Origin of the sequence: Pseudomonas sp. P5_109 (assembly GCF_034009455.1) — a bacterium.
In the GTDB taxonomy this organism is placed as follows: domain Bacteria; phylum Pseudomonadota; class Gammaproteobacteria; order Pseudomonadales; family Pseudomonadaceae; genus Aquipseudomonas.
Genome location: NZ_CP125380.1, coordinates 6,763,709 through 6,786,877, shown reverse-complemented (window position 1 = coordinate 6,786,877; position 23,169 = coordinate 6,763,709). Strand labels below are relative to the sequence as shown.

Below are 23,169 nucleotides of genomic sequence, written 5' to 3'. Positions count from 1 at the left end.
CATAATGCCCGTCGCCTACATCTTTGCAGAGTCTAGGGAGCTAGCTTGTCTACGCCTGTCGAACCCTTGCGTTTGCTGCTACTGGCCGAAGAGCCAGCGTGGGCAGCGTTGTTGCGCGAGTGTCTGGCTCCTATGGGGAGCTCGGCCGTGCTCATCAGCGCGCCGAGTTGGGAGTCGGTCAGCAGCCTGTTCGATGACAACCGCAGCGCGGTGTTATTGACCATCCCGCAACTTCAACCGGCGCCGGGCCGTTGTAGCCTGCCGACGGTGTTGCTGCTCGACCATGAGCCACTGACCCCGCCCGACGGTGTGAGCGACTGGCTGGTGCGCGACCATCTCGACCCCGGCATGTTGCGCCGTTGCCTGCGCCATGTACGCGAACGTGGCGTTTTGGAAAACACTCTGCAACGCCTGGCCGAGCAGGATCCACTGACCGGCATCGCCAATCGCCAGGGCTTCCAGACCCTGCTGACGGCGCGACTGGCGGAAAACGACGGTCGTGGCCTGGCCCTCGGTCATCTTGATCTCGATAATTTCCGTTACGCCAACGACGCCCTCGGCCATCAGGCCGGTGACCGCCTGATCCTGCAAGTGGTGGCGCGGCTCAAGAGCCAGCTCGAGGCCGGCGATCAACTGGCACGCCTGGGCAGCGATGAATTCGCGCTGCTGATCGACACCCGCCGTGCTCCCCAGCGGGCCGAGTGGATGGCCGAGCGCATCAGCGAAGCATTGGCCGAACCTTATTGGGTCGATGGCGAAAGCCTGCTGATCGGTTCCAGCCTGGGCATTGCCCACGCCCGGGCCCAGGCCGGTGCGGATCCGCTGATGTGGCACGCGCATATCGCCATGCAGCAGGCCAAAAGCACCCAGGGCTGCACCTTTCACATTTTCAACGAACGCATCAACCGCAATGCCCGCAGCATCGCCGACCTCGAAACCGAGCTGCGCCGGGCGTTGCGTCGCGATGAGCTGGAATTGCATTACCAGCCACGCCTGAACCTCGAAGACGGGCAGATCGTCGGCCTCGAAGCCCTGGTGCGCTGGCGCCATGCCGAGCGCGGCTTGTTGCCACCGAGCGAATTCGTGCCGTTGGCCGAGCAAAGCGGTTTGATCGTGCCGCTGGGCTACTGGGTGATTTCCCGGGCCTTGCGCGACATGCAGGCGTTGCTTGAGCTGGGTTTACCGCCGCTGCACATGGCGATCAACCTGTCGTTCCGGCAATTCCAGGACAGCCAGTTGCTGTCGACCCTGAGCCGCCTGATTGCCGAACGTGGCGTCGAGGCGCAGTGGCTGGAGTTCGAGCTGACCGAAACCGCAGTCATGCGCCGCAGCGATCTGGTCAAGCAGACCATGGACGCCCTCGGTCGTCTCGGTGTGCGTTTCTCCCTCGACGACTTCGGTACCGGCTTCTCGTCTTTCGTGCACCTCAACAGCCTGCCGATCACCTTGCTGAAAATCGACAAGAGCTTTGTCGGCGGCATGGAACAGCGTGAGGAAAACCGAAAACTGGTCCACGCGATGATCAATCTGGCGCACAACCTCAACCTTGAGGTGGTTGCCGAAGGTGTGGAGACGCCGGAGCAACTGGATCTGTTGCGTGGGTTTGAATGCGATCAGGTGCAGGGATACTTGATCAGCAAGCCATTGCCGCTGGCCGAGCTGGTGGAGTATCTGATGTTTGGCTCCGGCGAACAGCCGGCACTGGAAATCGTCAGCTAAGGCGCCACAAATCCTCTGTAGGAGCCGGCTTTTGTGGCGAGGGGGCTTGCCCCCGATGGGTCGCGAAGCGGCCCCTTACCCTGCAACCGAGCTCTGTCAGGTACATCGCATTTTCTGGTTTTGCGGTTGCTGCGCAACCGAACGGGGGCAAGCCCCCTCGCCACAGGGCCTGCTCCTACAGGGATTTCATTGGGGTTGAATGGCTTCGAATCGTTCCGCTTGCGGCTCCCGCCGAATCATCCGCTTCATCTTCCACTCAAACCCCAGCGTCAGGCTCACCGCCGCGCACGCCAGCCCCAGCGCCAGGCCCCACCAGACACCCGTCGGCCCCCAGTTCAGGTGGAACGCCATCCACCACGCCGCCGGAGCGCCGATCAGCCAATAACACCCCAGACCCACCAGGAACGTGGTCTTGGCATCCTTGAGGCCGCGAATGCAGCCCATGGCGATGGTTTGCACGCCATCGAACAGCTCGAACCAGGCCGCCACCGCCAACAGGCTCACGGCCAAATTGATGACGTCGCGGAACGCCGGGTTGTTGTGGTCGAGAAACAGGCCGACCAACTGGTTCGGCAGCAGCCAGAAGACCATGGCGAAACAGAGCATCGCCGCCGCCCCGAAGGCAATGCCGACCCGCCCGGCAAGCCGCGCATCCAGCAGTTGCCCGGCGCCGTAATGCTGACCGATGCGCATGGTGATCGCGTAGGAGATACCCGCCGGAACCATGAACGCCACCGAGACGATTTGCAGGGCGATCTGGTGCGCGCCCAGCTGCGTGCTGCCCATGGTGCCCATGCACAGCGCGGCGAAGGCGAACAGCCCGACTTCCACTGCGTAGGTGCCGCCAATCGGCAGGCCCAGGCGCCACAGCTCCTTCAGGTACTGGCGGTTGAGCCGCGACAGGCCCTTGCGCAGCGGATAGGCCTCATAAGCCGGGTGCCGACGAATGTGCCACGCCAGCGCCAGGGCCATGAGGTTGGCGACAACCGCCGTGACCAGCCCGATGCCCATCAGCCCCAGTTTCGGCAGGCCGAACATTCCGGTAATCAGTGCATAGTTGAGCAGGAAGTTGGACACGGTGCCGCCCAGGCTGATGACCATCACCGGCGTCGCACGACCAATGGCGCTGGTGAATCCGCGCAGGGCCATGAAGCTCAGGTAGCCGGGCAGGGCGAACGGCAGGAAGATCAAGAACTGCCCGGCCATCTGGACGTTGCTTTCGGTCTGGCCGAACAGCAGCAGCACCGGTTTGAGGTTCCACAACAGCAAACCGGCGACCAGCGCCATCAGCCATGCCAGCCACAACCCGGCCTGGGTCAGCCGGGTAGCCCCGACGATATCGCCGGCACCCTGACGGATCGCCACCAGGGTGCCGACCGCCGCGATCACGCCGATGCAGAAAATCGACACGAACGAATAGGTCGCCGCGCCGAGGCCGCCACCGGCCAGCGCCTCGGGACTCAGGCGCGCCATCATCAGGGTGTCGGTGAGGACCATCAGCATGTGCGCCAACTGCGAGGCAATCAGCGGCCCCGCCAGCCGCAGGATGGCCCAGAGTTCAGTACGTGCTGGATGCTGCATGGTCATCACGCTCGATTATCAAGGGAAACAGGAAAGCACCGATTCTCGGCGCTTTGCGGGGTTTGCACAAAGGGATAAAAAGGATGGATGGCATGATTCAAACTCATGCTGGAGAGTTTCTGCTAGGGTGGGCAAACCCTGTTGTAGGAGCTTTCCGAATGTCCCGTCGTCTTCCTCCCTTGTATGCCCTGCGCGCATTCGAAGCGGCGGCGCGGCACAGCTCGTTTACCCGTGCGGCCGAAGAGCTGTCGATCACCCAAAGTGCGGTCAGCCGGCATATTCGTACGCTTGAAGAGCATTTTGCCTGCCGCCTGTTTCATCGCAGTGGCCGCAACCTGCAATTGACCGAGTCGGCGCGCTTGCTGCTGCCGGGCATTCGCGAAGGTTTTACCGCCCTTGAGCGCGCCTGCAATACCTTGCGCGCCGAAGATGACATCCTGCGCATGAAAGCCCCGTCGACCCTGACCATGCGCTGGTTGCTGGCGCGCCTCAGCCGCTTCCGTCATCTGCAGCCGGGCAACGAAGTGCAATTGACCAGTGCGTGGATGGACGTCGACTCGGTGGATTTCAACGACGAACCGTTCGACTGCGCCGTACTGTTGGGTAACGGCCATTTTCCCCCGGACTGGGAGGCGAGTTACCTGTTTCCCGAGGAATTGATCCCGGTCGGCGCGCCCAACCTGCGGGACGACCAGCCTTGGGATGTCGAGCGCCTGGCCAATACCGAGTTGCTGCACCCGACGCCGGACCGGCGTGACTGGCGCAACTGGCTGGAGCGCATGGGCCTGGCCGAACAGGTGTCGCTCAAGGGCGGCCAGGTGTTCGATACCCTGGAACTGGGCATGATTGCCGCCGCCCGAGGCTATGGCGTGTCCATGGGCGATCTGCTGATGGTGGCCGAGGATGTGGCCCAGGGCCGCTTGAGTTTGCCCTGGCCGACCGCCGTCGCCAGTGGCGAGTGTTATTACCTGGTCTGGCCGAAAACCCGGCCCGGCGGCGAGCGCATGCGCCGGCTCAGCGACTTTCTGCAAAACGAAGTCCGGTCCATGGAATTGCCGGATGTCGTGCATCTGAGCTGAAACGATGAAGCCGCCGCAATGACGGCTTCAGGCTATCTCCTGGTGAGTGACTCAAGTATTCAGCTTCGCCGCTGAAAATTTGCTGATTGGACCTTCGTTCAGGTCCCTGTATTCCACAGCGGGCTTGCGGCAGGAGGTTGACTACCGATCAATTGTCTTTCTAGGCATTTCTCGACTTTTACGCTTGCTGAAACGTTTCATCCTGTCTATAAAAATGGCACAACTCCAAGAAAGGCTATTTTCATGAACCCGCTCAAACTCTTCGTTGCCCTCAGCGCACTGTCCGCTGCCTCCCAAGCCCTGGCATGGGATTACGTCTTGCTCGACACCGACAAAGCCGCCCAGAACTGGCAAATCACCAGCCAGCAACTCGGCGTAAAAACCGACAAGCCTTTCAGCGTGACCCTGCGCACCTTGCACGGCGGTCGGCAGGAAGGCGTCAGCATCGTCGATATCGATAACGGCAAGATGAAACTCTCGGTAGTTCCAACTCGCGGCATGAACGTCCTGCAGGCCTCTGTCGGTAACGTGCGCATGGGTTGGGATTCGCCAGTCAAGGAAGTGGTCAATCCATCCTTCATCGAGCTCAACGGCCGTGGTGGTCTGGGCTGGCTGGAAGGCTTCAATGAACTGGTCACCCGCTGCGGCTACGAATGGGTCGGCCACCCCGGCATCGACAACGGCGAACTGCTGACCCTGCACGGTCGCGCTGCCAATATCCCGGCCAACAAAGTCACCCTGCACATCGATGAAAAACCGCCGTACGCCATCAGCCTGCGCGGCGAGCTGAAAGAGCAGGCTTTCAAGAAAGTCGACTTCTCGGTCGCGACCGAACTGGTCACCGAGCCCGGCAGCGTAGTTTTCGCCCTCAACGACACCCTGACCAACAACGGCGACTATCCGAAGGAATACCAGGCGCTGTATCACAGCAACTTCAGCACCCCATTCCTGGAGCAGGGCGCCCGCTTCGCCGCGCCGGTGAAACAGGTGTCGCCGTTCAACGATAAAGCCAAAAGCGATTTGCCGGACTGGCAAACCTATCGCGGACCGACCAAGGACTATGACGAAACGGTTTACAACGTAGTGCCGTACGCCGATGCCAAGGGCGATACGTTGACCGTCCTGCATAACAAGGCCGGTAGCCTGGGCGTCTCGGTCGGTTTCAACACTCAAGCACTGCCCGTGTTCTCCCTGTGGAAAAACACCGATACCCAAGGGCAGGGCTATGTCACGGGGCTTGAGCCAGGCACGAGTTTTTCCTACAACCGCCGGTATCAGCGGCCACTGAACCTGGTGCCAATGATTGGGCCGAAGGAGCAGAAGCAGTTCCGCATCAGCTACGCCTTGCTGGCGGATAAGACCGCTGTGGATAAGGCGCTGAAGCAGGTGAGCGAGATTCAAGGTGGGCGGGAGACTGAGGTGCGGCAGACGCCGTTGGTTGATCTCAGCAAGGGGTGATTTTCGCCTTCTTTTCGAAAAACCGCTTATTGGTCGAAAAAACACTTACAAATTTGAGCTACTGGCTTGTTGGCCGATATTGCAGCGCTTCGGCCAAGTGCTCGCGTCTGATCTCATCGACTTGTTCAAGGTCCGCAAGAGTGCGCGCTACTTTGAGCAGTCGATGGGCCGCTCGCAGTGACAAGGTCAGTCGTTCACACGCCGTCTCCAGCCAGGTTTCGTCTGTTGTGGATAATTTGCAGTGTCTGCGCAGGCCCGGCAAGTCGAGAAAGGCATTGGCACAGCCTTGGCGCTTTTGTTGCCGTTCTCGTGCATCGGCAACCAACTTGGCGGCGGTGGCAGTGTCGTCGCCGGCTTTTAACGCAGGATTCAATGCCGTGGCTTCGCGAGCAACCGTCAGGTGCAGATCAATACGATCCAGCAGTGGCCCCGACAGTTTGTTGCGATAGCGCTGAACCATGTCCGGCGTACAGGAGCAACGGCCACTCGGTTCGCCAAGATATCCACAGGGGCATGGATTCATCGCGGCGACCAGTTGAAAGCGCGCCGGGAAGCGTACGCGGTCCTTGGCGCGGGAAATCACGATGTGGCCGGATTCCAGTGGCTCTCTCAACACCTCCAATACCTTGCGATCAAATTCCGGGAGTTCATCGAGGAACAGCACGCCATGGTGAGCGAGGGTGATTTCGCCCGGTTGTGGTTTCGAGCCACCGCCCACCAGTGCCGGTCCTGAGGCGGAATGGTGTGGTTGTCGGAAGGGGCGCTGTGGCCAGTGGCTCAACGGCACACAACTGGCGACTGACTGAATCGCCGCGACCTCCAGTGCTTCACTCTCGGCCAGGGGTGGCAACAGCCCTGGCAATCGGCTCGCCAATAGCGTCTTGCCTGTACCCGGTGGCCCGCTGAACAGCAGGTTATGTGCACCCGCTGCCGCAATCAGCAGCGCGCGTTTGGCCGCCATTTGCCCCTGAACTTCATTCAAGTCGGGGTAGGGTTTGTTGGCGTAGAGCAAACCGTTGGAAACGTAAGGCTCGATGGGTGTGTGTCCGTTGAAATGCGCCACAGCCTGCAATAGATGGTCAACCGCGATGACCTTCAACCCTGACGCCAGACAGGCCTCTTCGGCATTCGCCTGCGGTACCATCAGCCAGCGCCCGGCCTTGCGTGCCGCCAGCGCCGCCGGCAACACCCCGCGAACTGCCCGCACCGCACCTGACAGCGCCAGTTCCCCCAAGCACTCCACGTCATCCAGTGTCAGCGTCGGCACCTGCACGCTGGCCGAGAGAATTCCCAGGGCAATCGCCAGATCGAACCGCCCGCCATCCTTGGGCAAATCCGCGGGCGCCAGATTCAACGTGATCCGTCGCGCTGGAAATTGCAGTCCCGAATTGATGATCGCGCTGCGCACCCGATCCTTGCTTTCCTTCACCGCCGCCTCGGGCAGGCCGACCATGGTCAGCGAAGGCAAACCATTGGCCAGATGGACTTCAACGGTAACGGCTGGCGCCTCCACGCCGACCTGGGCGCGGCTGTGGACGATGGAGAGGGACATGGTCGTTCCTTGAGCTGACGTTAGACCGCTTCCTGCGGTTGAGTGAAGGGTAGTCGGGTAACGAAGTAATGTCGGTGCAGAGTGGGTAGGAATGTTCGCAGGATGTTGCGAGAGTGCGAAGGGCAAAGTATTTTCCTCTGTGATGAGGGAGCAAGCTCCCTCGCCACAGCTATTGCAATGCACGAGTGGATTCAAAAATTATCGAATGGTTGGAGCGATTTATTTGGAAGATGTCGTGTTGTCAAACAAACTACTGCCCGTCAGCACATTACTTAAGAAGCTTTCGATATCCAACTTGTTTTTGCCTTCTGCAGTATGCGTGAAATAGTTGAAGTCCAAATCAATCCACCCCTGCAGTTTTGTTTCATAGTTATCGGGATACTGTGCTCGCTCAACTAAGGGAAGTTCCTTGTAATGATCAAGGACGCTTTGGAAGAATTTGGTGAGTTTTCCGGTGCTGTTATATTCATATTCTGCTTCGGCCACCACTTTCTGTCGCCATGCAAATTCTTGCTTGGCTGATTCTTCCAATGCTGCCCGCCTTTCATTGACGGTAAAGGTGCCGCTGTCATCGTAAGTAATTAAAGCAAGCTGATCCCTGGGCATCCCCGAAAACGGGTTCTTTCCGAGCCCGTTTGTATACTTTGTCGCATTTTTGGCGCGCGCTAATAATTCGGCATTGTCTGTGTCGGGAACTTCAGAGTCGTGTTTTAATTTGTTGCCAGTATAATGACCGCTGTCCAACTCGTTGAATGTGTTTTTAGCCATCCCACTCAGTTCCGTTCTAGTTAGGCGTGCATCCCGGGCCTGTGCACGTACTGAGGCTTCGCTCAATTGGCTAGCTAGCGTGGAAACGGTACTACTATCTAGTGCGTTGCCAATTGGGCCTTGGAGTGTATTTTGGCTCACGCCTTGGTTTTTGCCGGGAGTCTCTGTCAATTTTTTTGTTTCAGCTGGTGCTTGGCTGCTGCTAGTTGAAAAATTGTTTAGTGAATTAACCATTTTGTTGCCACTCCCTGTTCGATGACTAAAACATGATAGGTTGCCTAATGACTGTTGATGCTTTAGCAAGATTTTACAAGCCGCTTAAGGCCCGCTACATACTTTACTTCATTGTAATTACTACTGACCAAGCATAGGTGGACGGATTTGTTTTAGTTACTTTTATGGTGCAGGTCGCCCCACCACTAGGCGTGGCCGTATTATTCCATTTTGGAATTTTGCTTGCGCCAAAGCCAAGGGTGGTCACAAATGTCGCTAAATAAACACATTCCTTGTTGCCGATTTGATATCGTAAATTAGCATGGTTGTAATTAGGTGATATCTGGCTTTGTATGTCGTACGTATCCGAGCTTTTTGCAGTCACGGACGCTTGTGGAGTAGGTGATGCGTTTGCTTTCGTTATAGCTTCGTTGTTCGTTATGGGAGTATACGTAGCAGTCTGTGTTCCAAGGTTCTTGAATATGACTGTAACAGGCGGCCCAGCAACCGCTGAACTTATGTGAAATGCAGTAAATGCGAAAGCGACAATTAAAGACTTGGATATTTTCATGGGTGTTGCTCCTTGTGGTGTTGGTAACAGTATTCCATTTAAAAAGTTGTGCTCATTACAAGCTATTATCTAAGCTATGTAACATGGACTTAAATTTTTCAAGCGGATTGGTGAACCGGAGCCTGCGGAAATGCCGGCAGGCCCGAAGGTTTTCCATGCACGGCCATCATTCGAGAAAGGAATAAATCACTGGTTCGAACGTGGTCACGGTGCGTCGGGTGCTGCTCGAGTCGCCAAACCCGTTGCTGACTAATTAACTGGGAGTGAGCTTAGGAACCGGAGCTTTGCGGCGCAATCGGACGGGGAATGAGATCTTCGTAGGAAGTTGCCGGGATTCTTGCGGGCTTGAATGCCGTAGCCTGCGGCAATTCCTACAGGTCAATCTGAAGGTCGTTTCGGCTTTATCGCGAGCAGTCTCGCCCCAAGTAGATCTTCGATCTCCACCGGGTAATCGCCTGGAAGCGTTGAATGTCGACACCTACGGTGAACGACATCGTGCTCCAGCGTCAGGGTGTCAGTGCTGATATGGCTCTGAGGTTATCTATCTGTCTGGACACTCCCCCGGAATTCTGGCTGAACCCCCACGCCAACGCGTGGGGTTTTTATTCAAAATGCGTTAAGCATCTTTGCGGCTCTTTTCCACCAAGGCGCACTGATAGCAGGCCTTGAAGTCTCCTGGTCAGGCAGCATCTGCGGCACATCCTGCAACCGAATCCACGACTGGTTGTTCCAGTGCAGCAGGCTCAACGACATTTCCGGCCAGTTGAGCAGGCTCAGTTGCGGGCGTTCGATTGTAGTGGGGTATAGGGCGTCTCGCAGGGCGGGGACGACTTCGTGGGTGAGCCATTCACGCAGAGCTCGGTACTCGGGGCAGTAGTGGTAGACCAGTAATGTGTAGACGCCGGATTCGCTGATCAACAGGATGTTTTCGATGTGACCGTGGATGAGGGTTTTGGCTGTTTGGTATTGGTCGGGATCGAGTTTTCGGACGGCGCGTTCGTCGAGGTAGAGGCGCAGGAGGCGGCCGAGGTCACGGGCGCTGAACCAGGGTTGGTTTTGTATTAGGAGGGCGTGGAGGTGGAGTTTGTGGCGGGTGAAGGCGTGAGGTATTAGATAATTTTCGTCCATCGAGCAGTACCCAAATTCGCATGAAGGAAACTGCCGCTGATCGTCGCCAAACGAAAAGGGTGGCAGCTGTGCGCGGGTTGGCGAACCGGTGCATGCGAAAAACCGGCAGACCCGAAGGTCTCCCACGCCCAGCCGCCATAATTCGAGAAGGGAATAATGCCCAGTATCGAACGTGGTTGCGGTGCGTCACATGCTATCCGGGTCGCCAAACCCAGTGCTGAATATTCAGCCGAGATGAGCTTAGGAACCGGGGCTTAGCGACGCAATCGGACGGCGGTGTGATGTTTGTAGGACGTTGCCGGGATTTTTGCGGGGCTTAGGATCAAAAGATCGCAGCCTTCGGCAGCTCCTACAGGGGGCTGTGTTTCGAATCAGGATTGATGAGTTACTCGGTCGGCGGATTCAGCTTCGCCTCAAGCTCCGCCACCTTCGCCTCAAGGCTCTCCAGCCGCGCCCGCGTGCGCGCCAGTACAACCATCTGACTATCGAATTCTTCCCTGCTCACCAGATCCAGTTTGCTGAAGCCGCTTTGCAGCAACATTTTGAACTGGCTTTCGATTTCGGCTTTCGGCAGGGGCGTATCGCCGCTGAAGAGGCGGGAGGCGGTGCCGGTGAGGGCGTCGAGGAAGTCTTTTGGCGCGAGCATGGGCAATGTCCTGGAAACAATGACGGGCAGTGTATCACGCGGTGTCTATAGTCATTTGCGCGGGCCAGGGGTGCACGGTTTTCGCGCATTTGGACGGACGGTATCGCACCGTTGTTGTGCGTAACGTGCAGGGTGTTGTCGCGAAGTATCCACCATCCACCGGTAACGGCTTGAAAACAGTCATTTTTGTGGAGATGGCAAGCTTTCTGCTTAGATGCTGGTGACCCATGCACTGATGCAGTCGCTGTGACGAATGCAGTGCGCCAGGCGAAACGCGGGGAGTGTTTCGCAGGAGCGGTTAGCTGGCGTCGGACGGGCAGGTAAGGCCGACGATGCGTTACAAAGCCAGGCACTGCGCTTAGACTTGAGACGGGTTTGTTTTCCTGGGGCAAGTCCACCAATTCGGGAGAGAGTTTTCATGAAGCTAGTCACTGCCATCATCAAGCCGTTCAAGTTGGACGACGTACGCGAGTCGCTGTCCGAGATCGGCGTGCAGGGCATTACCGTCACTGAAGTCAAAGGCTTTGGCCGGCAGAAGGGTCACACCGAGCTGTATCGCGGCGCGGAGTACGTGGTCGATTTCCTGCCCAAGGTGAAGATCGACGTCGCCATCGACGACAAGGATCTGGACCGGGTAATCGAGGCCATCACCAAGGCTGCCAACACCGGCAAGATCGGTGACGGCAAGATCTTCGTGGTCAATCTGGAACAGGCGATTCGCATCCGTACCGGCGAAACCGATACCGACGCTATCTAAGCCGCCACAAACCCAACGCCCCAGGAGAAAACAATATGACTCTGCGTAAATTCGCAGGGCTAGGAGCCCTGTTGTCCATCGTAATGCCCAGCCTTGCTTTGGCGGCAGACGAAGTGGCGGCCCCAGTCCTCAACTCCGGCGACACCGCCTGGATGTTGACCTCGACAGCCTTGGTGCTGTTCATGACCATTCCCGGCCTCGCGCTGTTCTACGGCGGCATGGTTCGGTCGAAAAACATTCTTTCCGTGATGATGCAGTGCTTCGCCATTACCGGTCTGATCAGCGTCCTGTGGGTCATTTATGGCTACAGCATCGCGTTCGACACCACGGGCATGGAGCAGGGCGTCGTCAACTTCAACTCGTTCTTCGGCGGCATGGGCAAGGCATTCCTCGCCGGCATCACGCCAGCCAGCCTGACCGGTCCTGCGGCGCTGTTCCCGGAAGCGGTGTTCGTCACCTTCCAGATGACCTTCGCCATCATCACTCCTGCGTTGATCGTCGGCGCCTTCGCCGAGCGGATGAAGTTCTCCGCGATGCTGGTCTTCATGGGCATCTGGTTCACCCTGGTCTACGCGCCGATTGCGCACATGGTCTGGTCCGGTAACGGCGGCCTGATGTGGGACTGGGGCGTTCTGGACTTCGCTGGCGGCACCGTGGTGCACATCAACGCCGGTGTGGCCGGTCTGGTTGCCTGCCTGGTACTAGGCAAGCGCAAAGGCTTCCCGACTACGCCGATGGCGCCGCACAACCTTGGCTACACCTTGATGGGCGCGGCCATGCTGTGGGTTGGCTGGTTCGGCTTCAACGCCGGTTCCGCCGCTGCGGCCAACGGCACCGCCGGTATGGCGATGCTGGTGACACAAATCGCTACCGCTGCTGCGGCGCTGGGCTGGATGTTTGCCGAGTGGCTCACCCATGGCAAACCTAGCGCACTGGGTATCGCTTCGGGCGTGGTTGCCGGTCTGGTGGCAATCACCCCGGCTGCGGGCACCGTTGGCCCGATGGGCGCGTTGGTAATCGGTCTGGCTGCTGGCGTGGTGTGCTTCTTCTGCGCCACCACCCTGAAGCGCAAACTCGGCTATGACGACTCCCTGGACGCCTTCGGCGTACACGGTATCGGCGGTATTCTCGGCGCGATCCTGACCGGTGTGTTCGCCGCGCCGTCCCTGGGTGGCTTCGGCACCGTGACCGACATCGCCGCACAAGTATGGATTCAGTGCAAAGGCGTGGGCTTCACAGTGATCTATACCGCGATCGCCACGTACATCATCCTCAAGGTGCTGGATATGGTCATGGGGCTGCGCATCAACGAAGAAGAAGAGGCGGTCGGCATCGATCTGGCGCTTCACAACGAACGCGGCTACAACTTGTAAGCACGCGCATAAAAAATTGCCCGGCTTGCCGGGCATTTTTTTGTCTGAAATTTGTCATCGAAGGCTGAGCTGAAAGGTTTTTTCCTACAGGTTTTGCGATGTTTGCGTCGGGTGTTTTTGTGCGGTCGAAGGCTTACAAGATTCAAGGAATATTAGGGCCTTTGTTTTTTCCCAGAGCGCGCTAGAATGCGCCCCGAACGTGCGGAGAACTGTATGTGGCAACAGACTCTGATTACCTTGCGGGCGAGGCCCCGGGGCTTTCATCTGGTAACGGACGAGTTACTCGCCGGCCTGCCTGAACTCAAGGCGTGTCGGGTCGGTCTGTTGCATTTGTGGCTGCAGCATACCTCGGCGTCGTTGACCATCAACGAGAACGCCGATCCGGCGGTACGTCGCGACTTCGAACGGTTTTTCAATCGTCTGATCCCACAAGGAACAGACGGCTATGAGCATAACGACGAAGGCCTGGACGACCTCCCGGCGCACTTCAAGGCCAGCGTGCTTGGCTGTCAGCTCAGTTTGCCGATTTCGGCAGGCCGGTTGGCGTTGGGGACCTGGCAAGGCGTTTACCTGGGCGAGCACCGTGATCATGGCGGTGCCCGTAAAGTCCTCGCCACCGTGCACGGTGAAGAGGCATAACCGCTGGTCAGCAGCGGCTGTTGATTTTTTTCCGGCAGCCTTCGACAGAGGGCAAAGCTGGGCTATAACTAATCTGCTTTTCGCAAGTCATGAGGTAGAACATGAGCGACGATGATCTGGAAAACGACGACCTCGAAGTAGGCGACGACGACGAAACCGAAGAAGGTCTGGAAGCAGCGGCGGAAGACGTCGCTGAAGACGATGGCGGTGATGCGCCGGCTCCGACCGCCAAAGGCAAGGCCAAGGCAGCGGTGTCGGTCGATGAGCTGCCGAGTGTCGAAGCCAAGAACAAGGAACGCGATGCTCTCGCGCGGGCCATGGAGGAGTTTTTGGCCAAAGGTGGCAAGGTGCAGGAAGTGGAGGCCAATGTGGTCGCCGATCCTCCTAAGAAACCGGACAACAAGTACGGCAGCCGGCCTATCTGAGGCTGCTACCCGCTTGCTGAAAAAGCCCGCCGTCGCTGCGGGCTTTTTCATGCCTGGAACAAAAATTTCGGATGAGCACAATCCACTGTGGGAGCGGGCTTGCTCGCGAAGGCGTCGTGTCAGCCAGCATCAATGTCGACGGGTACGCCGCCTTCGCGAGCAAGCCCGCTCCCACATTGGTTTTGTATCAGGCCGAGACCTTGTTCCAACTCGCCAGCAACGCCGGCAACTCGGTCAGGCTGCGAATCTGCGCATCGGGAAACCGCTCGGCTTCCCAGGTTTTGCCCGCCGGGTTGAACCAGATTGCACGCAATCCCGCCTGCTGCGCCCCGGCAATGTCATCACCCGGATGATCGCCGATGTGTACCGCGGTTTCCGCGGTTGCACCACCCCGTTGCAATGCCTCATGAAACAGTCGCGCATCAGGTTTGGCGATACCGATGTCTTCGGCGCACAGCGCAAACTTGAAGTAATCCGCCAGGCCCAACCGACGCACATCGGCGTTGCCGTTGGTGACTACGCCGAGGGTGTAATGGTTGGCCAATGTTTCCAGGGTCGGTTGCACCTCCGGGAAGATTTCCAGCTGATGTCGGGCATGCAGAAACACTTCGAAGCTCTGATCGGCCAGGTCGGACGCTTCCTTGTGGGGGTAACCGGCTTCTTCCAGCGCCTGGAACAATACGCGGCGCCGCAGGGCGCTGATGCGATGCTTGAGGTTTGGCTCGATGCTCAGGATGCGTTCGCGTATGGCCCACAAATGCTCCACCGGCACGGCGCCCAGATTGGGTGCGTGCTTGGTCAGCCATTCACGCAAAACGGCTTCGGCGCTGACAATGACGGGGGCGGTGTCCCACAGCGTGTCGTCGAGGTCGAAGGTGATCAACTGAATATTCATGAATCGTCGCCTTTCATGCGTTTGGCCCGTGGGTGGGCGCTATCGTAGACCGTTGCCAGATGCTGGAAGTCCAGGTGGGTGTAGATCTGTGTGGTCTTGATGTCCGAGTGCCCGAGCAGCTCCTGCACCGCGCGCAGATCCTGGGAGGACTCCAGCAAATGGCTGGCGAAGGAGTGCCGCAGCATGTGCGGGTGCAGGTTCTGTCCCAGTTCGCGCTCGCCGGCAGCCTTGACCCGGATCTGGATCGCCCGCGGGCCGAGGCGTCGACCTTGTTGGCTGACAAACACCGCATCGTCCGCCGGGTTGGCCATGGCCCGCAGAGGCAGCCACTGTTCCAGGGCTTCGCGGGCTTTTTTCCCGACCGGCAGCAGACGGGTCTTGCTGCCTTTGCCGAGCACCTGGACCATGCCGTCTGCCAGGTCGAGTTGATCGAGATTGAGGCCTGTCAGCTCCGAAAGGCGCAGCCCGGAGGAGTAGAACAACTCCAGAATCGCCTGGTCCCGACGTGCCAGAAAGTCATCTTCAACGCCGCCTTCAAGCAATTGCAGCGCGCGGTCGGTATCGAGGGTTTTCGGCAGGCGGCGTTCGCCTTTGGGCGGCGCCAGGCCATTGGCCGGATCGTGATCGCACAGGCCTTCGCGGTTCAGGTAGTGATAGAGCCCGCGAACGGCCGACAGCAATCGCGCCAGGCTGCGCGATGACTGACCCTGGGCATGCAGGCGGGCAATCAGGCTGCGCAGGCGCTGGATGTCCAGCGCCGCCCAGCTGCCGATGTTCTGTTTGATGCACCAGCCCAGCACTTTATCAAGGTCGCGGCGGTAGGCCGACAGCGTGTGCGGCGACACCTGTCGCTCACTGCGCAGGTGTTCGCAGTAAGCGTCCAGTTGCCGTTCCATGTTCAGCGTACCGAGCGCAGGGAATTGTTGACCCGTGGCAGCACGCGACCCATGACTTCGGCGATGTAGCTCAGGAACAAGGTGCCCACCGAGCTTTTGTAGTGCTGCGGATCGCGGCTGGCGATGGCCAGGATGCCGTGGATGCCCTGGTGGCTGATGGCAACGACCGCGGTAGAGCCGATTTGCTTGCGCTGTTCTTCGCCGAACAGGAAGTCCAGTTCATGCTCGCGCAGGCTGCCGCTGACGCTTTTGTCTTCCGAGAGCAAGCCGCCGATGGCTACTTGTGCCTCGGCGTGAGTGACCCAGCGGCCGACCGGCATGGCGTTGTCACCGAGCAGGATAAGGCTGACGAAGGGCACCTGGAATTCCTGGCGCAGACTGTCTTCGACACTCATCACCACGTCTTCCAGGCTGGCGGCATCCATCAGCGCCAGGATCAGGCGACGGGTCTTCTCGAACAACCGGTCGTTGTCCCGGGCTACGTCCATCAACTGCGAGAGGCGATGGCGCATCTCGATGTTGCGGTCGCGCAGGATGGTCATCTGACGCTCCACCAGCGACACGGTATCGCCGCGCCGATGGGGAATGCGCAGGGACGGGAGCAGTTCTTCGTGCTCGACGAAGAAGTCCGGATGAGCCTCCAGGTACGCGGCAACAGCCGCCGCCTCCAGGCTTTCGGACGGTGATTCGTCAGCTTGTCGTGCGGGTACCTGAGGCTTGTCGGTCATGGGTTTCGCTCACTCAAAGACGCACTTGTCCTTCATATACACGCACTGCCGGGCCGGTCATCATCACCGGTTGGCCAGGGCCTGCCCATTCGATGGACAGGCGCCCGCCAGGCAGGTCGATCAATAGCGGCGAATCCATCCACCCCTGGCTGATCGCGGCCACTGCGGCGGCACAGGCGCCGGTTCCGCAAGCCTGGGTTTCCCCGGCTCCACGCTCCCAGACGCGCAACTGCGCGCGGCTCCGGTCGATGACCTGGAGAAAACCGACATTGACCCGTGCCGGGAAGCGCGGGTGATGTTCGATTTTCGGGCCCAGCTCATGCACCGGCGCGTTGTTGATATCGCTGACCCGCAGCACGGCATGGGGGTTGCCCATGGACACGGCGGCCAGATCGACCGGGGTGCCGTCGACGTCGACCTGATAGCTGGTGGCCTGCTCCGGCGCCTGGAACGGGATATCCGCTGGCACCAGGCGCGGGGCGCCCATGTTGACGCCGATCTGGCCGTCGTTACGCACATCCAGCTCGATGATGCCGCCTTTGGTTTCGACGCGGATCAGTCGTTTTGCGGTCAGGCGCTTGTCGAGCACGAAACGGGCGAAGCAGCGCGCACCGTTGCCGCACTGTTCCACTTCGGAACCGTCGGAGTTGAAGATCCGATAGCGGAAATCCACGTCCGGGTTGCTCGGTGCTTCGACGATTAGCAGCTGGTCGAACCCGATGCCGGTGTGCCGGTCACCCCATTGCTTGGCATGCTTGGGCAGGATGTGCGCGTGCTGGCTGACCAGGTCGAGGACCATGAAGTCATTGCCCAGGCCGTGCATCTTGGTAAAACGCAGCAGCATGGTTTTACTCCGGCAGCAGGCTTTCGCCAGCAAACAACTCGGCTACCGTTTCACGGCGACGCACTTCAAATGCCTGATCACCGTCCACCAACACTTCGGCGGTACGACCGCGGGTGTTGTAGTTGGAACTCATGACAAACCCGTAGGCGCCAGCCGAATGCACGGCCAGCAGGTCGCCTTCTTCCAGGGCCAGCTGACGATCCTTGGCGAGGAAGTCGCCGGTCTCGCAGATCGGGCCGACGATATCGTAGGCGCGGGCCGCAGAGGTGCGCGGGCGCACGGCGGTGACGTCCATCCAGGCCTGGTACAGCGCCGGGCGAATCAGGTCGTTCATGGCCGCATCGACGATGGCGAAGTCTTTGTGCTCGGTGTGCTTGAGGTACTCGACCTGGGTCAACAGCACGCCGGCGTTGGCGACGATGAAGCGGCCCGGTTCGAACACCAGCGCCAGGTCACGACCGTCGAGACGCTCGCGCACGGCCTTGATGTAGTCGGCTGCCAGTGGCGGCTCCTCGTCCTTGTATCGCACACCCAGGCCACCACCGAGATCGATGTGGCGCAGGTAGATGCCGCAATCGCCGAGGCGGTCGACCAGGCCCAGCAGGCGGTCGAGAGCGTCGATGAACGGCGGCAGGGTGGTCAGTTGCGAGCCGATGTGGCAGTCGACGCCGACCACTTCCAGGTTCGGCAGTTGCGCGGCACGCACGTACACGTCTTCGGCGTCGGCGATGGCGATGCCGAACTTGTTCTCTTTGAGACCGGTGGAAATGTACGGGTGGGTGCCGGCATCGACGTCCGGGTTGACGCGCAGCGAAATTGGCGCGCGAACGCCCAGTTCGGCGGCGACCACTTGCAGGCGTTCCAGCTCGTCGGTGGATTCGACGTTGAAGCAGTGCACGCCGACTTCCAGGGCGCGACGCATGTCGTCACGGGTCTTGCCGACGCCGGAGAACACGATCTTGTCGGCGCTGCCGCCAGCGGCCAGGACACGTTCCAGTTCACCACGGGAGACGATGTCGAAACCGGCGCCAAGGCGTGCCAGGACGTTCAGGACGCCCAGGTTGGAGTTGGCCTTGACCGCAAAGCACACCAGGTGCGGCGTGCCGGCCAGCGCATCGGCGTAAGCCAGGTATTGGGCTTCGATGTGCGCGCGCGAGTAAACGTAGGTCGGTGTACCAAAGCGCTCGGCGATGGCAGACAGGGCAACACCTTCCGCGAACAGTTCACCGTCACGGTAGTTAAAAGCGTCCATGAGGTTCCCTTATTGGTAGACGTCGTGCTTGTGTGCTTTGGAGGCAGGCTGCTGTTGCGACGACTTGGCCTGTTCGGTAGGGTCCTGGTTCTCGTCAGGCAGGTACAGCGGGCCTTTTTGACCGCAGGCCGACACAAGACAGGCAACCGCGAGTAGCGCAGCAAGGGAAGAGATCAGGCGCTTCATGGCGAAATCCTTGAAAATGCATTAATTGCGCCGGAGTATACCGGCCACCCGGCAGCTTGCCTATGCAACGGACCGCCCGTCCGGCGGGCCTTGGCCGCAAGCACATCGGCCCCTGTGGGAGCGGGCTTGCTCGCGAAGGCGTCGTGTCAGTCGACATCAACGTTGAATGTCAGTCCGTATTCGCGAGCAAGCCCGCTCCCACAGGTCGTTATTCTTTGCAATCGACGGGGCTCGGTCGTATCTTGCGGCGCTTGAGCCTGATCAGACACTTTTTGAGGTTGCCGTAATGAGTTTGTCCGAAGCGCGTTTCCATGACCTGGTCGATGTCACCCAGCAAACCCTGGAGGACATCTTTGACGACAGCGACCTGGATATCGACCTCGAAAGCTCGGCCGGTGTGCTGACCGTCAAGTTCGAGAACGGCAGCCAGTTGATCTTCAGTCGCCAGGAGCCGCTGCGCCAGCTGTGGCTGGCGGCGGTGTCCGGCGGTTTCCATTTCGACTACGACGAAGAAAGCGAGCGCTGGATGTGTGACAAGAGCGAAGAGCAACTGGGTGAAATGCTCGAGCGTATCGTCCAGCAACAGGCCGGTGTCGAATTCGATTTCGAAGGCCTGTAAGTCCGTGACCCAACCCGCTCCGATTCGTCCGCCCAAGCCGCTCTACAGCAATGTCAGCCCGGCGGTGCCATCGCCTTGCAGCGGGGTTTGCCGGCTGGACGAGCAGAAAGTCTGCCTGGGCTGTTTCCGTCATGTCGAAGACATCCGCGAATGGCGCTCGGCCGATGATCAGCGTCGGCGGGTGATTTGCGCCGAGGCTGCTCACCGCAAATCCTTGGCATAAAGGCTTTTGTGGCGAGGGGGCTTGCCCCCGTTCGGCTGCGAAGCAGCCGTAAAGATTCTGGGGTCGCTGCGCAACCCAACGGGGGCAAGCCCCCTCGCCACAAAGGCCGCGCGGAAGCTGTATCGCCCAGCTTGTTTATTTTTTGAGCTGTGATAGTGTCCGGAAATGCCTCAACCCATCGAGGCTTATGAAAACCCCGCCTTTTTCTGGCGGGGTTTTGCTTTTTTCGTGCAGAAGAAAGGAGTCTGCCCAGATCATGACCGCACCTTCCATCACCCTTACCCGTCTGGACGTCCAGCGTCTGGAGCGTCTGATCGACAGCCTGGACGACACGCTGCCGGGCGTTATTGCGCTGCAAACCGAGCTGGATCGCGCCGATACCCTGGTCGGCCACGATGAAGTGCCGGCGGATGTCGTGACCATGAACTCCCGTGTGCATTGCCGCGAAGAAGGCAGTGGCAAGGACTACCACCTGACCCTGGTGTACCCCAAGGATGCGAATGCCGACGAAGGCAAAGTCTCGATCCTGGCCCCGGTGGGCAGTGCGCTGCTCGGCCTGAAGGTTGGCCAGCACATCGACTGGCCGGCTCCGGGCGGCAAGACACTGAAACTGACTCTGCTGGAAGTGGAATCGCAGCCGGCCAATGGCGGCGACTTCCCCGAGTGACATCCCCTCAGACCTGATTGAGCGCCTCGTTCAATGCGTGCTCCAGGTCAGCCTTGTAGCGCAGGTACAGATGGGTAGAACTCTGCCCTTCGCCGAGCAGGCCTGACAGGTCGAGGTCGGTGATGTAGCAGCGGTAGCGTTCGGTCTCGCGACGCTGCCCAACGATTTCCCGGGCGACCACGCTGAACAGCTGGTCGCCATGCTCCAGTTCGGAAAACTCCCGTTGATTGCAGTACAGCGTCACCTGCACCTGACCCGGTGCGGCTTTGCCGACGATCGCCTGCACGTCGTAGAACGGTTTGTTCACCGGCGTCTGCGGTACCGGCCGGGCTTCGATGCGGCGCGCCCGGCCAGGGCCTGACGGCAGCAACTGGCAATACAGGGTGTCGAGGTTCTGGGGGGTGGCCGCATCCATTGGCAACAGGGCATCGCGACGGTACTGGATCGATTGCAGGAAGCGCTGCAGCGGCACCAACAGGCTTTGCTCATCGTGCCAGGGCAGGCGCTGTTGCCACAGGGCATTGAACTCATCGAGCGCGTACAGATCGGCCTGATCTTCGTTGACCCGATAGAACACTTGAATGCAGTCCGGCTGGCCCGTCGGCAGGAACAGCGCAAGGTCGTGGTCTTCCAGTGCCTTCGGATCAAGGTGCAATGGGCTGTAGCGGGTCATTTCCTCGCCCAGGTAATCGATCAGCGCTGGCAGGGTGGCCAGCGCGACGTGCTGGACCTGGCCCGGCACCAACTCCAGCACGTGGTAGTGCTGCTGGACCTGGATCAGGTAGCGATGATTGAGCCGGCTCAGCAGCAGGTTCTGCGCGGTTTCGAGGATGTCGTCGACCCGTTGGGCGATGAACTGCGCGCGGTTATGGCAGAAGCAGCGCACCCTCAGCTTCGGTTGTTGTGGCCCGATCGGCAGGTTGTTGAGGTAGTCACGGATGCAGTCGAGCAAGGCATGGGGGCCGTCGTAGCGACTGACCAGCACTTCGTTCCAGCTGTTGAGTGTGACCTGGTCCAGGGTCAGCACCAGATTTTCCCGGACCCCGGCATAGCTCAGGGAATCCGTGCGCTCGGTAGTCATCAGGATGTTCAGGTCGCGATGGTGCTTGAGCGGATCAATGCCGACATTCACCAGAATCAGCACTTCGCTTGGCACGCTGGCGCGCAGCAGGGGCTCTTCGGCGACAGTGGGCAAGGGCAGGGCAATGGTCTGTTGCAGGCTGCCGAGCAGGTTGAACAGTTCGAATTCGCTCAGGTCGCTGGTGCCGGGGTGCAAGGCCAGGCGGGTGCTGCTGTCGATCACGCCATTGCGGTGGCACCAGGTCAGCAGTTCCAGCAAGTGGCGGCTGCGTTTGATCGGCGCGAAATGTTCCCACTCCAACGCCGTCAGGCTGCCGTTGTACAAGCCCCACTGGCCTTGCCCCGGTTCTTTCTTGTTCGGTGCGTGCACCAGCGTCAGGGTGTCTTCCGCCAGGTCCGGGGCGATACCTGGGTTGATGAATTCGACTTTGCCGGCCTTGCGCTCGAACGCGGCGTACAGCCGACGGCCGAGAACACTCAGGTCGCGCTTGTTGATGCGACTGACGGTTTGTTCGTGGCGGGCGAACTGGGTGAGGAAGCGGTAGCTGTAGTTCAGCTCGTTGACCAGCGCCCGCCGCTCTGAGCTGACCTGACGGACTTTCCACTGGCTGCGGCTGTCGAGCAGGGTCAGTTGACGCTGGTCCCAGTGCCATTCGTGGGCCAGGCGCTCAAGCAGTGCGCGTTGCCAGTTCTGGGTGCGGCTGTTGCCGGTCAGCTTGCGATTGACCTTCAGGTACAGCGCGCGACGCACCAGTTCCAGGCGTTCCGGTTCGTTGCGGGCGATCAGGTATTCCTCGATGCGCCGGTACACCACGACGTACGGGTCCAGTTCGTCGAGGTCGAGCCGGTTGGCGAACACCGCTTGCTTGAAGCGCAGGCTCAGGCAATGGACCCTGGGGTGCTCACTGGCGTACACCTCGGTCAGCAACAGCTTGAGCACCGACTTGTAGGGCGATTCGATGCCCTTGAACAACTGCCAGAGCCCGGCGCCGATGAATTCGCCGGGCGGGATGTAGGCCAGGTTACCGAGGTCGAGGGTTTCATCGGCACGGATGAAACGTTTGGAGATCAGTGTATGGGTGTAGCGGTCGTAGCTCGACTCTTCATAAACCGGCACCAGCCACCAGATCGGTGTTCGCCCGGCCAGCCAGATCGCGGTGCGGTAGAACTCGTCCAGCAACAGGTAGTGCTGGGTGGTACCGCAGTCTTCTGAGCTCAGTTGGGTATCGCGTTCGCCACGGACGAAACGGCTCGGGTCGATCAGGAAGAAATGCGCCTCGGCACCCTGGCTGGCAGCCCAGGTTTCCAGCAATTGGCATTTTTTGCGCAGTTCGGCGAGTTCGCCTTCGGTCAAGTCCGGTCCATGGCAGACCCACACATCCATGTCGCTCTGGTCGGCCTGGGCCAGGGTGCCGAGGCTGCCCATCAGGAACAGTCCGTGAATCGGCCGGGGCGGGTTGCTGCCGTGGCGCGGTTTGTAGGAGAACGAACGGGTCAGGCGCTGGGCTTCGGCGAGGACGTTGGCATCCGGCTCGAAATTCGACAGCCCGGCCGGTGTACTGCCGGAAACATAGCCGGGCAACAACGGATGATTAACGTGGAAAAACAGCGGCAGCAAGGTCAGGACCCCTTGCTGGCGGGTCGACAACCCTTCCATGGCGCGAGCCATGCGTCCTTCATTGAGTTTCAGAAAGCGTGCGCGCAGCTGGCTGAGAACCTTGCGGTCGATTCCTTCGTCCAGATCAGGGCGGATTTCATGGGTGCGCGTCATGTCAGCTCAAACCGGCTCGCAGGGCTCGGATGTGGGGCTCTTCGGATGAGGGGCAGTTTAGCGCCTTGAGGCGAGGACTTTTAAGCTGATTTTGTTTTT

The 23,169-nt window shown here is 59.7% G+C and carries 23 protein-coding genes and 1 pseudogene; 11 read left to right on the top strand and 13 right to left on the bottom strand.

Going from position 1 to position 23,169, the window contains the following annotated elements:
* Positions 1–45 precede the first annotated feature (45 nt).
* Positions 46–1,719, top strand: coding sequence for a putative bifunctional diguanylate cyclase/phosphodiesterase (locus tag QMK54_RS30355; RefSeq protein ID WP_223590441.1), 1,674 nt, complete (start codon positions 46–48; stop codon positions 1,717–1,719).
* Between the two features lie 186 nt (positions 1,720–1,905).
* On the opposite strand, the gene QMK54_RS30350 is transcribed toward QMK54_RS30355, so the two are convergent.
* The gene (locus tag QMK54_RS30350; RefSeq protein WP_320401798.1) at positions 1,906–3,300 is read right to left on the bottom strand and encodes a NorM family multidrug efflux MATE transporter; all 1,395 of its coding nucleotides are present in this window, start codon (positions 3,298–3,300) and stop codon (positions 1,906–1,908) included.
* 158 nt (positions 3,301–3,458) lie between these two features.
* Between QMK54_RS30350 and QMK54_RS30345 the strand changes: the two genes are divergently transcribed.
* Together QMK54_RS30345 and QMK54_RS30340 are read left to right on the top strand one after the other, a co-directional pair.
* The gene (locus QMK54_RS30345; protein WP_110660031.1) at positions 3,459–4,379 is read left to right on the top strand and encodes a LysR substrate-binding domain-containing protein; all 921 of its coding nucleotides are present in this window, start codon (positions 3,459–3,461) and stop codon (positions 4,377–4,379) included.
* Between the two features lie 243 nt (positions 4,380–4,622).
* The gene (locus tag QMK54_RS30340; protein ID WP_320401797.1) at positions 4,623–5,837 is read left to right on the top strand and encodes an aldose 1-epimerase family protein; all 1,215 of its coding nucleotides are present in this window, start codon (positions 4,623–4,625) and stop codon (positions 5,835–5,837) included.
* Between the two features lie 58 nt (positions 5,838–5,895).
* Here the strand turns inward: QMK54_RS30340 and QMK54_RS30335 are convergent, their stop codons facing one another.
* The 3 genes from QMK54_RS30335 to QMK54_RS30325 all read right to left on the bottom strand — a co-directional run bounded on the left by QMK54_RS30335 (position 5,896) and on the right by QMK54_RS30325 (position 8,941).
* Positions 5,896–7,389 carry a YifB family Mg chelatase-like AAA ATPase gene (locus QMK54_RS30335; protein WP_110660029.1) on the bottom strand — a complete coding sequence of 498 codons (1,494 nt, stop codon included), beginning with the start codon at positions 7,387–7,389 and terminating at the stop codon, positions 5,896–5,898.
* Positions 7,390–7,608: 219 nt separating this feature from the next.
* Entirely contained in the window at positions 7,609–8,391 is a 783-nt protein-coding gene (locus QMK54_RS30330; protein WP_223590448.1) for a hypothetical protein, read from the bottom strand.
* Positions 8,392–8,494: 103 nt separating this feature from the next.
* Positions 8,495–8,941, bottom strand: a complete 447-nt coding sequence (locus QMK54_RS30325) for a hypothetical protein (protein ID WP_110660028.1) — start codon at positions 8,939–8,941, stop codon at positions 8,495–8,497.
* A gap of 468 nt (positions 8,942–9,409) precedes the next feature.
* Between QMK54_RS30325 and QMK54_RS30320 the strand changes: the two are divergent.
* Positions 9,410–9,520: pseudogene (locus tag QMK54_RS30320) on the top strand (addiction module antidote protein, HigA family); the annotation flags it as partial.
* A 27-nt stretch (positions 9,521–9,547) separates the two neighbouring features.
* On the opposite strand, the gene QMK54_RS30315 reads toward QMK54_RS30320, so the two are convergent.
* Entirely contained in the window at positions 9,548–10,069 is a 522-nt protein-coding gene (locus QMK54_RS30315) for a Bro-N domain-containing protein (protein ID WP_110660027.1), read from the bottom strand.
* Between the two features lie 385 nt (positions 10,070–10,454).
* Complete coding sequence (locus QMK54_RS30310; protein ID WP_046038993.1) at positions 10,455–10,715, bottom strand: accessory factor UbiK family protein; 261 nt, start codon at positions 10,713–10,715, stop codon at positions 10,455–10,457.
* Positions 10,716–11,133: 418 nt separating this feature from the next.
* Here QMK54_RS30310 and glnK point away from each other — a divergent pair, with 418 nt between their 5' ends.
* The 4 genes from glnK to sutA all read left to right on the top strand — a co-directional run bounded on the left by glnK (position 11,134) and on the right by sutA (position 13,909).
* Positions 11,134–11,472, top strand: coding sequence for a P-II family nitrogen regulator (gene glnK / locus QMK54_RS30305; protein WP_002555808.1), 339 nt, complete (start codon positions 11,134–11,136; stop codon positions 11,470–11,472).
* Positions 11,473–11,507: 35 nt separating this feature from the next.
* Complete coding sequence (locus tag QMK54_RS30300) at positions 11,508–12,845, top strand: ammonium transporter (protein WP_110660026.1); 1,338 nt, start codon at positions 11,508–11,510, stop codon at positions 12,843–12,845.
* Positions 12,846–13,058: 213 nt separating this feature from the next.
* A complete protein-coding gene (locus tag QMK54_RS30295) occupies positions 13,059–13,484 on the top strand; it encodes a secondary thiamine-phosphate synthase enzyme YjbQ (RefSeq protein ID WP_008015517.1) in 426 nt (141 codons plus the stop codon).
* Positions 13,485–13,585: 101 nt separating this feature from the next.
* A complete protein-coding gene (gene sutA, locus QMK54_RS30290; protein WP_095943368.1) occupies positions 13,586–13,909 on the top strand; it encodes a transcriptional regulator SutA in 324 nt (107 codons plus the stop codon).
* Positions 13,910–14,096: 187 nt separating this feature from the next.
* Here sutA and QMK54_RS30285 read toward each other — a convergent pair whose 3' ends face one another.
* Genes QMK54_RS30285 through lptM form a run of 6 tightly spaced genes read right to left on the bottom strand, consistent with a single transcriptional unit; the run spans position 14,097 to position 18,710 of the window.
* The gene (locus QMK54_RS30285; RefSeq protein WP_223595056.1) at positions 14,097–14,804 is read right to left on the bottom strand and encodes an HAD family hydrolase; all 708 of its coding nucleotides are present in this window, start codon (positions 14,802–14,804) and stop codon (positions 14,097–14,099) included.
* Complete coding sequence (xerC, locus tag QMK54_RS30280) at positions 14,801–15,700, bottom strand: tyrosine recombinase XerC (protein ID WP_110662936.1); 900 nt, start codon at positions 15,698–15,700, stop codon at positions 14,801–14,803. The genes QMK54_RS30285 and xerC overlap by 4 nt, the downstream gene beginning before the upstream one ends.
* 2 nt (positions 15,701–15,702) lie before the next feature.
* The gene (locus QMK54_RS30275) at positions 15,703–16,428 is read right to left on the bottom strand and encodes a DUF484 family protein (RefSeq protein ID WP_223595058.1); all 726 of its coding nucleotides are present in this window, start codon (positions 16,426–16,428) and stop codon (positions 15,703–15,705) included.
* Between the two features lie 13 nt (positions 16,429–16,441).
* The gene (gene dapF, locus QMK54_RS30270; RefSeq protein ID WP_320401796.1) at positions 16,442–17,272 is read right to left on the bottom strand and encodes a diaminopimelate epimerase; all 831 of its coding nucleotides are present in this window, start codon (positions 17,270–17,272) and stop codon (positions 16,442–16,444) included.
* A gap of 4 nt (positions 17,273–17,276) precedes the next feature.
* Positions 17,277–18,524, bottom strand: coding sequence for a diaminopimelate decarboxylase (lysA, locus tag QMK54_RS30265; RefSeq protein ID WP_103395914.1), 1,248 nt, complete (start codon positions 18,522–18,524; stop codon positions 17,277–17,279).
* Positions 18,525–18,533: 9 nt separating this feature from the next.
* Positions 18,534–18,710 carry an LPS translocon maturation chaperone LptM gene (gene lptM / locus QMK54_RS30260; protein WP_110662928.1) on the bottom strand — a complete coding sequence of 59 codons (177 nt, stop codon included), beginning with the start codon at positions 18,708–18,710 and terminating at the stop codon, positions 18,534–18,536.
* Between the two features lie 286 nt (positions 18,711–18,996).
* Between lptM and cyaY the strand changes: the two genes are divergently transcribed.
* From cyaY to rnk, 3 genes are all read left to right on the top strand, one after another.
* Entirely contained in the window at positions 18,997–19,329 is a 333-nt protein-coding gene (gene cyaY / locus QMK54_RS30255; protein WP_110662514.1) for an iron donor protein CyaY, read from the top strand.
* Positions 19,330–19,333: 4 nt separating this feature from the next.
* Positions 19,334–19,552, top strand: coding sequence for a DUF1289 domain-containing protein (locus QMK54_RS30250; protein WP_320401795.1), 219 nt, complete (start codon positions 19,334–19,336; stop codon positions 19,550–19,552).
* A gap of 256 nt (positions 19,553–19,808) precedes the next feature.
* Positions 19,809–20,219: a nucleoside diphosphate kinase regulator gene (rnk, locus tag QMK54_RS30245; protein WP_103395910.1), complete on the top strand. Its 411-nt coding sequence runs from the start codon at positions 19,809–19,811 to the stop codon at positions 20,217–20,219.
* A 7-nt stretch (positions 20,220–20,226) separates the two neighbouring features.
* Here rnk and QMK54_RS30240 read toward each other — a convergent pair whose 3' ends face one another.
* Positions 20,227–23,070: a class I adenylate cyclase gene (locus QMK54_RS30240; protein ID WP_320401794.1), complete on the bottom strand. Its 2,844-nt coding sequence runs from the start codon at positions 23,068–23,070 to the stop codon at positions 20,227–20,229.
* Positions 23,071–23,169 lie beyond the last annotated feature (99 nt).